Source organism: Shewanella sp. S23-S33 (genome assembly GCF_043359565.1).
Classification (GTDB): Bacteria; Pseudomonadota; Gammaproteobacteria; order Enterobacterales; family Shewanellaceae; genus Shewanella; species Shewanella oncorhynchi.
The window spans coordinates 49871-62556 of sequence record NZ_JBHFFD010000061.1 but is presented as its reverse complement, the minus strand read 5'-3'; the positions used below and the strand labels follow the sequence as shown (position 1 = coordinate 62556).

At 46.4% G+C, this 12686-nt stretch carries 9 protein-coding genes; 5 read left to right on the top strand and 4 right to left on the bottom strand.

The features are described 5' to 3' along the window. Nucleotides 1-68 precede the first annotated feature (68 nt). Nucleotides 69-293: a ribosome alternative rescue factor ArfA gene (locus ACHA99_RS16300; RefSeq protein ID WP_263164541.1), complete on the bottom strand. Its 225-nt coding sequence runs from the start codon at nucleotides 291-293 to the stop codon at nucleotides 69-71. Nucleotides 294-559: 266 nt separating this feature from the next. On the opposite strand from ACHA99_RS16300, the gene ACHA99_RS16295 reads away from it, so the two are divergent. Further along, entirely contained in the window at nucleotides 560-1408 is an 849-nt protein-coding gene (locus ACHA99_RS16295; protein ID WP_393943851.1) for a substrate-binding periplasmic protein, read from the top strand. Nucleotides 1409-1653: 245 nt separating this feature from the next. Beyond that, nucleotides 1654-3780 (top strand): TonB-dependent receptor, encoded by a 2127-nt coding sequence (locus tag ACHA99_RS16290; RefSeq protein ID WP_393943849.1) that lies wholly within the window; start codon nucleotides 1654-1656, stop codon nucleotides 3778-3780. A 251-nt stretch (nucleotides 3781-4031) separates the two neighbouring features. Here the strand turns inward: ACHA99_RS16290 and pmbA are convergent, their stop codons facing one another. Then, nucleotides 4032-5375 (bottom strand): metalloprotease PmbA, encoded by a 1344-nt coding sequence (gene pmbA, locus ACHA99_RS16285; protein WP_105251299.1) that lies wholly within the window; start codon nucleotides 5373-5375, stop codon nucleotides 4032-4034. A gap of 437 nt (nucleotides 5376-5812) precedes the next feature. On the opposite strand from pmbA, the gene yjgA reads away from it, so the two are divergent. Together yjgA and ACHA99_RS16275 are read left to right on the top strand one after the other, a co-directional pair. Then, nucleotides 5813-6349 carry a ribosome biogenesis factor YjgA gene (gene yjgA, locus ACHA99_RS16280; protein ID WP_105251298.1) on the top strand — a complete coding sequence of 179 codons (537 nt, stop codon included), beginning with the start codon at nucleotides 5813-5815 and terminating at the stop codon, nucleotides 6347-6349. Between the two features lie 29 nt (nucleotides 6350-6378). Beyond that, nucleotides 6379-8892: an Ig-like domain-containing protein gene (locus tag ACHA99_RS16275; RefSeq protein WP_393943846.1), complete on the top strand. Its 2514-nt coding sequence runs from the start codon at nucleotides 6379-6381 to the stop codon at nucleotides 8890-8892. Between the two features lie 162 nt (nucleotides 8893-9054). On the opposite strand, the gene ACHA99_RS16270 is transcribed toward ACHA99_RS16275, so the two are convergent. Continuing rightward, nucleotides 9055-10380 (bottom strand): APC family permease, encoded by a 1326-nt coding sequence (locus ACHA99_RS16270; protein WP_131523436.1) that lies wholly within the window; start codon nucleotides 10378-10380, stop codon nucleotides 9055-9057. Between the two features lie 624 nt (nucleotides 10381-11004). On the opposite strand from ACHA99_RS16270, the gene ACHA99_RS16265 reads away from it, so the two are divergent. After that, nucleotides 11005-11406, top strand: coding sequence for a hypothetical protein (locus tag ACHA99_RS16265; RefSeq protein WP_107402714.1), 402 nt, complete (start codon nucleotides 11005-11007; stop codon nucleotides 11404-11406). Between the two features lie 85 nt (nucleotides 11407-11491). Here the strand turns inward: ACHA99_RS16265 and ACHA99_RS16260 are convergent, their stop codons facing one another. Next, nucleotides 11492-12685: an ABC transporter permease gene (locus ACHA99_RS16260; protein WP_131523437.1), complete on the bottom strand. Its 1194-nt coding sequence runs from the start codon at nucleotides 12683-12685 to the stop codon at nucleotides 11492-11494. Nucleotide 12686 lies beyond the last annotated feature (1 nt).

Here is a 12686-nt window from a genome sequence, read left to right as displayed (position 1 = left end):
GAGGAGCATGAATTGGCAGGATTAACGAGGCACTAACACAGCAGACTAAAGCAGCGAACTAAAGCAGATTAAAAAAAGCGCAGACCTAGAAAGTCAAAAGGGGCATCGCCCTTGTGCTGATGCCCCTTTCGGTTTTGTGCTTTACGGTCGTATGACCCTTTGCCCTTTTTCGCTTTCTCGGTGCGGGTCCTAAACAAGGGACTCGTCACTAACGCTTTTAGTGCGTTGTCGGTAATGGTGCCTCGACCACTTTCGTGTTCTAAGGGCATATTTTGCGGTTTTTGCTTAGTCATTTTATGCCTCACTGCTTAATGAAAGTTAAGCCCATAGCCTAACAGCGCAAACTATAACGCAATCAAATCAGATGTACAGAGTTTGTGCACTCCAACATAAAAAATGACTTTGACTAGTAGGAAAGTATGATAGATTATTTAAATAAAAATAATATATTAGCTTAATAATCAATAAGATTTTATTAATAGGTTTAGTGAGTGGATTTTGCCATAACCTTTATTGGCACTCAGGTTACACTTTGTAATCGACAGATAAGGAGATCAATTTGGCATCCGTGTTAGTCGCTCAACCTTGGCTCGGCGCACTGCTCTTACTGATAACACTTCAAGCCCCGCTTGCCAGTGCTTTTTCCAGTTCAGACTCCTGCGTGATGACTATGGGGTATCGCACCAGCGAACGCTTACCCTTTATCGGAGACGAGTCCAATAACACGGGATTTTATCACGAACTCTACCAAGCGGCGGCGAACAAGATTGGCTGCAAACTCAATGTGGTACGCGCACCTAAATTACGTATTCTGCGGGATCTCAAACTCGGCAATATCGATTTTTATCCCGGCCTTAATTTCACCGAAGAGCGGGCTCAATACGCGCATTTTATCCCCAATGGACTTTCACAACGTGCGATTGGCATTAGCCGTGCTGGCGCCGCCGATATTCGCTCCATTGAACAGTTAGCCCATAATGAGATGACCCTCTTAATCGCCCCCGGCAGTTATGACTTTGGCGGCTTACCCGACAAAATTAAGGTACGCAAACCGCCTGAGCTAACCGTCCCTAAAGCCTTGGATTATTTACTTTCAAACCAAGGTGACTTTTTTATTTATGATCAAACCACTTTGTATTATTACCTCAAAAATCGTGACCAAAGCCAGTTTAAACTCCACTATCACTACAGCGAATTACCGCAGGAAATGTACCTCGGTTTCTCGAAAAAAAGCCGCCACTACCGCGGTAAACACAACCCCAACTATCGCGCCGATATCCCCATCAGCCCAGATAACAGTCCCACAGTGTTAACACCAGATTCTAAAGTCTTTGAATTTGCCAAAGCACTCGCCGCCATGGATTCCCACGGTGAAACTCAGCGCTTGTATAGCAAGTATTTTGGCTAGCTTAAATCACAAAAAGTACCGCTAACGCAGAGTTCTATTGGACCTCTTATCAATTGAGGTACCAATAAAGAGCTAAGAGAATCATGCCTAACTGATTAAAAAGTGGAAAACTTGTCTTCTGCTCAAGCCATATTCTGATGTTTTAACTCGCTTTGTTACCCTCTGCGACAATATGCCGCACCTGCCACACTGAGATGCTCTTTATAATGCAGCGCAATTAATCCAAGTGAATGGAAGACAATAAGATGGCTGCAAATTCTGCGTATTTATCTCACCCGTTTAAAACTTCAGTAATTTCCTCATCCCTCGCAATCGCCATGGGTTTATCACTAGCGCCACAGGCCATGGCTGACGACAGCGAATTAGCCAATATTGAACGCTTAGAGGTCCATGGCCAACAGACCGAAAACCGTAACGCCTTAGGTTCGGCTGAAAATCTACTGAAAGGGCAAGGAGTCGATTTCTCCGAAGCGGGCGGCGTATCGGCCCTACCTATCCTCAATGGCATGATGGGCGATCGCATCAAAGTGCTGGTCGATGGTGCGGACATTACTGCCTCCTGTGCAAACCAAATGAATCCACCGCTGTCCTATATTTCCGCCAATCAAGTCACCGCAGCCGAAGTGATTGCGGGCGTATCGCCAGTCAGTGCCGGTGGCGACAATATTGCGGGCGTGATTAAGGTTAGCAGCCTTAACCCTAAATTTGGTGAAAGCGATAGCATCAAGTGGAATAGCGGTGATATCTCAACGGGATATCGCAGTGTGAACGACACCTTGCTACTCGGCACCAATGCCACAGTTGCCAGCAAAAATGTCAGCCTTAGCTATCAAGGCGCCTATGAAGATGCCAACAGCTATAAAGATGGCAATGGCGATAAAGTCATAGATACTCTATACCGCGCACAAAACCATGCACTGACAGCCGCATGGCGCGATGAGACTCAAGAAGTTGCCATCAAATTGACCCACCAAAATATTCCATTCCAAGGTTTTGCTAACCAATATATGGATATGACGGATAACAAGAGTTACGGTGCCCTGGCCCGTTATCAACTCAAACTCGACGATGACGGTGAATTCAGTGCCCAAGTAAACTGGCACGGCGTGAAACACGAGATGGGCTTTTTCACCCCAGAAAAAACCGGCAAGATGCCAATGAACACTGAAGGTGATGACTACAGCTATCAACTACACTGGCGTTTGCCAATGGGTGATGACAGCACCTTACTGGTCGGCCAAGAATACTATAGCTACCAGCTCGACGATGTTTGGCCTGCGGTGCCTGGCACTATGATGGCGCCCAATGACTACATCAACATCAACGATGGTGAACGCCGCCGCGCCGCCGTTTATGGCGAATGGCAGCAAGATTTAAGTCAAAGCTGGTGGTTATCGGCGGGCGTTCGCTTTGAGTATGTCACCACCAATACAGGTGAAGTCCAAGCCTATAGCAACATGCCTATGATGGGCATGCCCAATGTCGACGCAGAAGCGGCAAAAGCCTTTAATGCGATGGACAGAAAACGTGATGATAATCTGATCGATGCCACCTTACTGGCACGCTATCAATTATCGACCAATCAACAACTTGAGTTTGGTTTAGCCCGCAAGAATCGTGCACCTAATCTGTACGAACGTTACAGCTGGGGCCGCGGCACTATGGCGACCACTATGATAGGTTGGTATGGTGATGGTAATGGTTACGTAGGTAATCCGGATCTTAAACCAGAAACCGCCCATACCCTGAGCGCAGCCTACAAATATAACGATGATAGCTGGCAAGTCTCGACCACAGCTTGGTACACAGCTGTGACTGACTATGTCGATGCCGAAGTCATTGGTAGCTTCAATCGCACCAGTTCGCCTGATGGCAAACGCAATATTCTCCAATTCACTAACTTAGATGCCAATCTCTATGGCGCACGTTTTAATGCGCTCTACCAGTTTGCCGAAACCAGCACAGGTAAATGGCAAGTGTTAGGCAAAGTGAATGTAACCCGTGGCGAGCGAGATGAAGGTGATGAACCTTTATATCAAATCAAGCCGTTGCAAACTGAGCTGGCACTGCAACATCAGTTAGGTCAATGGGAAAACAGTCTTTCATGGCAATGGGTTGCGACCAAAGATCGCGTAGATGACCGCCGCCTTGAAAATGAAACCGACAGTTACTCCTTGCTCAATTTGAACAGCAGTATGAAATGGCAGGATCTGACTGTCACCTTCGCCGTGAATAACCTGTTCGACAGCTACTATGAGCTGCCACTGGGCGGCGTAAGTGTAGCGGAATTTAAGGCCGATAATACCAATGGCTTTAACCAAATTGCCGGTGCAGGTCGCTCGTTCGAACTCAGCGCAAGCTATGCATTTTAACGACTGATTTTAAAGGCACTGTTTTTAACAACATCGTTTTTAACCACATGGTTTTTAACTGCACGGCTTTTTAGGTCGAACAGATCTAATCCGAACGTTAAACAAAAAGGGCAAGCAGATTAAGTGATTAATCGCTTGCCCTTTTTTATGCTCAAACCACATTCATGCTACCAAGACTAAAATACTAGCACTAAAGCACTGAGACGACTTAAGCGCACTATGCAGCACGGCTGAACGAGTGACACTATGGATTAGTTACCCGCAATCTTCATTTCAGATAACAAGATACCGCCGGTACGAATCGATGAGCGCAAATCAAAATCCTTACTCACGGCTTGCACGCCACGGAACATCTCTTTTAAGTTACCCGCGATAGTGATCTCTTCCACTGGATATTGGATCTCACCGTTTTCAACGTAGAAACCCGCCGCACCACGGGAATAATCGCCCGTTACCATGTTCACGCCTTGGCCCATGACTTCGGTCACAATCAAACCTGTGCCCATGTCTTTCACCAATTCGTCGAAGGTTTGGCCTGTGTGGCCAAGCGTCCAGTTATAAATACCGCCCGCATGGCCCGTGTTGGTTAAGCCTAACTTGCGCGCCGAGTAGCTGGTCAGCAAATAGGTTTCTAACATGCCGCGGTCAATAATGCGTCTGTCTTGGGTCGCCACGCCTTCACTGTCATAGTTCGCGCTCGCCAGTGCGCCCAGTAAATGCGGCTGCTCTTCGATATTGAACCAATCGGGGAAGATTTGGGTGTTGATCGAATCCAATAAGAAACTGGATTTACGGTATAAACTGCCACCGCTGATCGCTCCGATAAAGTGGCCGATTAACCCTGTGGCGATATCTGGCGCTAATAAAATGGGTAAACGCGTCGTCGCGATCTTGCGCGCACCGAGGCGGCTTACTGTCTTCTCGGCGGTCTTTAAACCTACCGTTTCAGGTGCAAGCATCTCGCTGAATTTACGGGCGATAGTGTAATCGTAATCCCGTTGCATATTGCCTTCGCTATCTTCACCAATCACGCTGCAACTCAAGCTATAACGCGAGCTGCAATAACCGTTTAAGAAACCGTGGCTGTTGCCATACACTTTAACCGCGGTGTGAGCATTGGCACTGGCGCCGTCGGAATTATTGATACGTGGATCGGCATCGAGCGCCGCAGTTTCGGCGCGGATTGCCAGTTGCGCTAACTCATCGGGGGAAATATCTTGTGGATAATACAGTTGAAGATCGCGGATCTGATTTGCCATCAAGGCTTTATCGGCAAGGCCACTGAATGGATCGGGAGAAGTATAACGGGCGATATCGTCGGCCGCTTTCACCGCGAGGGCAATGGCCTCTGGACTTAAATCCGACGTCGATGAACTGCCCTTGCAACCATCGCGGTAAACCGTAATCCCTAAGGCACCATCTTTATTAAATTCAACGGTTTCAACTTCTTTTAAACGGGTAGAAACCGACAAACCTTGTTGTTTACTGATCGCCACTTCGGCAGCGTTCGTTCCTAATTTGTTGGCATATTCCAGCGCCACGGCCACCGCATCTTTCAGCGCGCCTAATTCACTATCGATTCTGTTCAAAGACACAAAGCTACTCTTTCGTTGTCGGCAATTGCCGTAGCATAACAAACACAAAACCCATTCACATTAATTATTCGCGGCGGACTTAGGCTTGAGAGCGTATCCTATACCCAAACAACCTGAAGATGCAGGATTCAGCGGGAGTTTAACGCACTTTAGGCAAGGCGGTTATTTGCAGACCTAGCGGGCTAAGTTAAAAATAACCAACACAGCATAAAGTGCGTTAAAACCCGCCGGGACGGAGCGCCTAGGGCACTCCACTTCCGTGTTGCATCAATTCAAAAGGTGGCCGACATTCTGTCATTGCTGCGCCTTGAATTGAAGCACCCTAGGCGCTCTGAAACTCGTATATTCAGGTAGCTTGGGTATAAACACATTCACCTAGGCGATTTTTGGCTGGAGATGTTATTATTAGCCAGTTATTTACTTGAGGTTTTATCTATATGAAGATTGTTGGTGATTCAGAACATTTTAAACAGCCCTACGACATAGATGAAGATTATGTCAGCAGCAAAACAACGGACAAGCGTGATAGCGAAGCCGTGCAAAAAGTCGGTATGGAGCTTGTTTCACTGAGCAAGACTCAGCTAGATAAAATCGAGCTGGATGAGTTTTTGTACGACGCTATCCTGCAAACACGTAAAATCAAGGTCAATACTGAGGCGTATCGTCGTCACATGCAGTATATCGGCAAATTGATGCGTAATTTTGATATTGAGCCAATCAAGGCTTCACTCGCTATCGTGTTGAATAAAAACAACAACGAGACCGCGAAGTTGCAGATGTTCGAAAAAATGCGTGAACGCTTACTCACCCAAGGTGATGATGAGATTCAAACTGTCGTCGAGCATTATCCGCAATTAGACAGACAAAAACTGCGTACTTTGGTGCGTCAAGCCACCAAAGAACTGGCCAAAGGCCCTGAATCAAAATCATCTAAAGAGCTGTTTAAATATCTACGCAGCGAAATCCAAGACTAATTAACTTCAGCCCCACAAGGATGTTGCTTATGCGACTTAGCAAAACGTTATCGGTATTTTCTTGGGTATTACTGGGCGCATTAGCGCTCAGTGGTTGTAATGGCGCAGCTGATGGCACCGACACTGACGGAACAATAGACAGCTACAGCTTAACGCTGGGCTATAAAACTGTAGTTAACGGCAAGTGCGCCGATGCAACCACCAATTTAAGCTTTGCCTCCGATACGAGTTTTTGTGCCGTCGCTACCTTAAAAAAGGGTTCGAGTAAACTTAGCGGCCAACTGATTAGCTTCGCTGCGACCTTAGGTACTGTTGCGCCAGCAACAAAACTCACCAATGCAGATGGCGTTGCTGAAGTCATCATTTCTAACCCTGCATTAACAGCAGAAGCTGGTACGGTAACGGCGAGCTATACGCCGTCTGATGCAGACGCATTAACTGCAAGCCGTAACTACGAGTTCGTTGGTTCAGGCAATGGCAACACCATTGAAACACCTAAACTCAGCGCCAGTATTTTAAGCAGCTCAGCCTTAGTCACTCGCTTTAAAGTCGATGAGTCGGTGCAATTACAAGCCATATTGCTCGATAGCGAAAGCAAAGGTATCGAAGGCGCTAAAGTCACCTTTACTGCAGGTTCAGCGGCGCTCAATCCTGCCAGTGCGCTGACCAACACTCAAGGTATTGCGCAGGTACCCTATACGCCAAGTGCAACTGAATTAGGGGCAAATGCCTTAACGGTCACTGTGGACTATCAAGGTCAATCGCTGCAAACCAGCAGTTTGTATGAAGTGTTGAGTAAAGATGCCGTCAATCAAGAAGGCACGCTAAAACTCGGCTCATTCAATGGCGCAGTCTTTACCGAAGGTCAATTGGCGAGCACCTTAACGGCCGATGCCAATGGCAAATATAAAATCAGCGCAGGCGGTAGTTTTGGTGTAAGTGCAAGTTTAGTATTAGAGGCCAATGACGGCACGGTTACGCGAGTACAAACACCCTCTTCCATCAGCTTTAGCTCAGATTGCACCACAAACAATAGCGCCACACTCGATACCCCAGTTACAACTTTATCGGGTAATGCGAGCTCGACCTTCCAAGACACAAGTTGCAGTGGCAACAGTGAACGTAGCGACCAAATCATCGCCACAACCGTAGCTGGCAATCAGACGTTAACGGCAAATTTCCCATTTACTCTACAACGCCAAACGCTTGCTAGCTTAAGTTTTGAGTCGGCAGAGCCTGCACAAATTCGCATCAAAGGTGCGGGCGGTACGGGTTCAAGCGAATCCTCTTTAGTCAGCTTCAAAGTCACCAGCGCCAATGGCCAACCTGCAGCGCAACAGAATGTCAGCTTTACCTTAGATACGGTTGTCGGTGGTTTAAGTTTTGCCAATGGCACTGCGAATGCGCAAAGCCTGACTAACTCCCAAGGCATCGCCAGTGTGCGCGTATTATCCGGCACAGTACCCACGCCTGTGCGCGTGGTCGCCACTGCTGTTGATACTGATACTAAAGAAGTCATCACTAGCCAATCTGAACAGTTAACCGTGAATACTGGTCTACCTCAACAACTTGGATTTAGTTTAGCGACGAGTAATGCCAACCCTGAAGCGGGTAATATTGATGGTGAGAAAGTCACAGTGACAGCAAGACTGTCTGATAGTTTTGGCAACCCTGCGCCCAATGACACAACAGTCAACTTCACCAGTGAAGGCGGCCAAATAGAGCCAAGCTGCTTAACTCAAAATGGTGTCTGCAGTGTGACTTGGACATCAAGCGATCCAAGACCTCAAGACCATCGCATAACAGTATTAGCCTACGCTTTAGGTCACGAAACCTTTTTCGACACCAATGGTAACAACCAATTTGATTCGGCCGATGGTAGCGCCATTGCAAAAGCTTGCTTGATAAATGGTGTTCCTGTGGCTTGCAGTGGTAACGGCTTAGATGTAGAAACCTTCCACAACTCAGGCTTTAGCGATTTGCCGACAGCCTTTCGCGATGATAACGAAAACTTCGCCTATGATAGTGGTGAACGCTATTTCGATAACCTCGCTAGCGACACCTATAAAGGTGCCGATGGCAAGTTTAACGGCCCTCAATGTCAAGGCGCACTCTGCGGGACAGGACAAGCGAATAAGACTTATGTTCGTAAAGCAGTTGTGATGATAATGTCTGGCTCAAAAGCCTATTTCTCCCTATGGCAAGATGGTGTCAAAGTATATGAAGATCGCCTAGGTCAAAATATTCTCAACAATCTTGAGTCTTTAACGGCAATTCCTGCAGGGCAAACATCCGAATTTACCGTAAAGTTCTACGACAGTGCAGATCAAATTATGCCCTCTAGTACAACGCTTAATATCGATGCGGATAAAGGGGAATTGCTATCAACAACCTATACTGTGCCTAAAACGAATGATGCTAATGCAAGTATGGCGGACTTTTACCTAAAGAATACTGAAACCGCTAGCAGCCAAGTGGTACTAACTGTGAATACACCAAGTGGCGTTGAAACCTTGCTTAAGTTCAATGTGTTGCTGCAATAATAACGAACTGATAGATAATAAAAAGACCCGCTAATGCGGGTCTTTTTATTGGAATATTTTATTAGAGGATGACAACCCACAGTCCTTAGATCTACTACACATCTTTAGTTATAGCTGTGCATCTATGAGCCATGACTCTCACTAATTTTATAACTCTTAATTTTATAGCTCTACTGCGCGGCGTAAACGGAAACTCCGTAAAGCCAAATACAATGCTCCCACTGCCGCCCAAATGAGCCCTAACTCTAGTGATTGTGGCTCTAAGTTCACCCAAAGCACGCCAATAGTGCCGGCGCCACACAGGGGCAATACTAAGTATTGCAGGTGGTCTCTAAAAGATTTATTACGTCGATCCCTTAGGTAAAACTGCACAATCACGGATAAGTTCACGAAGGTGAACGCCACTAAAGCACCAAAATTCACTAAGGCTAGCGCCATTTCTAAATCAAATGAGACGGCAGATAGCGCAAGCGCTCCCACCAACAAGACATTAAATGCAGGGGTTCGCCATCTAGGATGGATATAAGCAAACCCTTTACGTGGCAACATATTATCCCGCCCCATCACATATAAAATCCGTGCAACCCCAGCATGGGCAGCCATACCGGATGCCAATACAGCAACAGTGGTCGCGACTAATACGATGGACTGGAATAGATTACCACCCACATAGAGTGCAATTTCAGGCAATACCGCATCAAGCTGTTGAAAGCGCGAGATATCGGGGAAATAGAGCTGCAAAAAATAAGACACGCCAACAAAAATCACGCCACCGAGCAAAGCCGTCAACACAATCGCGCGAGGGATAACACGTTGAGCATCTTTAGTTTCTTCAGTCAGTGAACTTAACCCGTCAAAGCCGAGGAAGGAGAAACACAGAATCGTCGCCCCAGTGAATAATGGTGCCATCGCCATATTATCGGCATAAAATGGTCGCACACTCGCGACGACACCTTCGCCTTCACCGAGGGAAATGCTATAGGCCATTAGACCAATGAACACCACAATAATGGCGATCTGTGCAAACACTATCACCCCATTAAAGTTCGCGACTAGATCAATCCCCTTGAGATTAAGCAAGGTCATTATGGTCACAAGAGTGAAAATAAAGATCCAAGGTTCGACGCAGGGAAACATGGCGGTTAAATAGATTTTTGCGAGCAACATATTGATCATTGGCATAAACATATAGTCCAGCAGCGATGACCAACCCACCATAAAACCAACATTCGGGCTAAAGGTTTTTTGAGCATAAGTGTAGGCTGAACCCGCATAGGGATATTTACGTACCAAATGACCGTAACTAAACGCGGTAAATAAAATCCCCGCCAATGCGAATAGATAAGACGTAGCCACATGGCCAGAGGTGATCTCGGAAACAATACCAAAGGTGTCAAAAACGGCCATCGGCGTGAGATAGGCAAGCCCCATCACCACCACTTGCCATAAGTTGAGGGTCTGCTTCAAACCCGGATTTTGTTGGCTCATCAGCACACCCCCATTGTACAGGGTTGAACACCTAAGCACGCATCTGCAATTAGTTTTTGCTTGCGGCTAACCGTCTGCACTCTCGGTTTAATGGCTAACGCAACAACTTGATTTACAACAACTACCGACAATCCGGTACACAACAGCCCCATTGGTCTTTCCTCAGTAAAATAGGTTCAACTGAACCTCATATCATTTCCGGATGTTTACCGGCCTCAATTGTTTTAAAACACATACGTCATAAATAAAAAATAACCGAGATACTGAGTATCTCGGTTATTTTTTCGGCGCGCATTCTCCCCCAAAACCAACAAGAAGACAACCCAATAAGGGCCGTTTGATGGCTATCTGCACGATGAGAGTTAAATTAACGGAATAGAATAGACAAGGATAAAGATGGCTTAAAGCAGTTTGAACACTAAGACACGCTACTAGAATATGACAGTAAGGCTGATGACATGCCGAAGGACAAGCTCAAAACTGAATAATTTTTTCACTTGTTTTAAATTTGTTATTGGAAATAAAGCAGATATAGATATAATCTTCCGGCAAAAATTAAACAGGGGCAGTTTAATTTGCGAAGCAACCGCTTCATTTGTTTTATCGCATCAAAAGGAAGATGAAATGCGTAAAATTACTTTAGTCTCTCTGACCATTGGCAGCTGTTTTCTCGCCGCCTGCGCCGCAAAACCACCTATTATCGCTCAAGAAAAAACCGTTGAAATCGAGGGTGTTAACTTAGTTTTTGGTGGCAGTTTTGATACAGAACGCAAAAACATTTCACTCTCAGTGAATGGCGATTCTGTTATGAAAGGCACTTTCCCGCCTTATACTCCGACTCAAAATTTGAGCGGTAAATACAAGGATTTCAAGATTTCTAGCCAATGCTATTTCGGTTCAGTACTCAGCAGCCAAGGTGGCGCATTTGGCGCGATTGCCGGCGTCATTCAAGCGACTAAGTCGAGCTCAGGCGATAAGTGCGATATGCTCGTCGACGGTAAAATTGTTGAAAGTCTCTACTTCTAAAGATTAATTGCAGAAGTACCTAAACTGCCCCTGTAGAGTACAAAACCTGTAAACACTCGCGAGATACTCTGTCCCGCGAGTCCCATCAAAGCTGATTAGCTTCATCCAACAATCTCGCTCGACGCTTAATCCCCAACATCGCTAGGCCGAAAAAAACCGCAAATAAGCCCCAGAGTTGCAGCCATTTTGGCATCACACTCGCCCAACTTGCGCCCATTTGATTGAGTTCTAGCATGCCCATAATCGCGGGCACGGCGGGAATAAACTGTGAGCCGAGTACTAAAGGTTCTGGGATCAGTGCTATCGGCCACACAAAACCTGATACGAATAGAATAGGCATAGAGATCAGCAGTAACACTTGGGTGGGTAAATCGCGGCGAGTGAATAAGGTGCTCATAGCAACACCTGCGGCGGCGGTAGCCAGTAAAAACGGCAATAACCACAGCGCAACTAAACCAAGGCTCGCTTGAATACTCACGTTATACCAGTGATAACAATAGCCCACATAAAAGCTGGTAAAGAAGATATAAATCAACATGAAAGCAAGAATACGACCACAGACTAATTGCACCGGTGACACTTGCTGCCAATACCCTTTATGCCGCCATTGCCCAGCCCCTAAAATGCCAGTACCTATGAGTAAGGTTTGGTGCAAAATCAGCAAGAACAGTCCAGGTACCACATAGGGCGTATAACCTAGGCTCTGGTTAAAGGCTGGCACACTGTTAAGATGAAGCGAGTTTAAACTCTCTTGGGCCTGCTTAGGATTTTGTCCTTGAGCAAGCATGCCAATCAATTGCACTTGTTTACCCGCATCCATTCCAGCACTAACTAAGCCTTCAACAACCGCGGAATAAATCAAAAAGTAACTAGCATCACCGCCATAGCTTAGCGTCACACCTTTACCGAGCAATAAATCGCGGCGGAATCCTTCTGGGATCACGAGTAAGCCGTGGGCCTTACGCGTCTCAATAAAACGCTTCGCCTCGGTAATCGAACCGACTTGGCCTATGACTTGAATTTTTGCGCTGGCATCGGCATGACGGATCAATTGACGGCTTAGGGAAGAATGATCTAAGTCCACCACGATCAGTTGTTGCTCGGTCGGCACTTGATTCAGATAGGGTAAAGGATACAAAACCGAATAAAACAGTACACCGCCAAATAAGGTCACTGCGATCGCTTTATCGCTAATAATGGCCTTAAACTCAGTGAGGATCAGTCGCCACAGACTGAGCTGACGTGGTGTGTTTGCGTGTTCGCTATTGGATAAATTCATC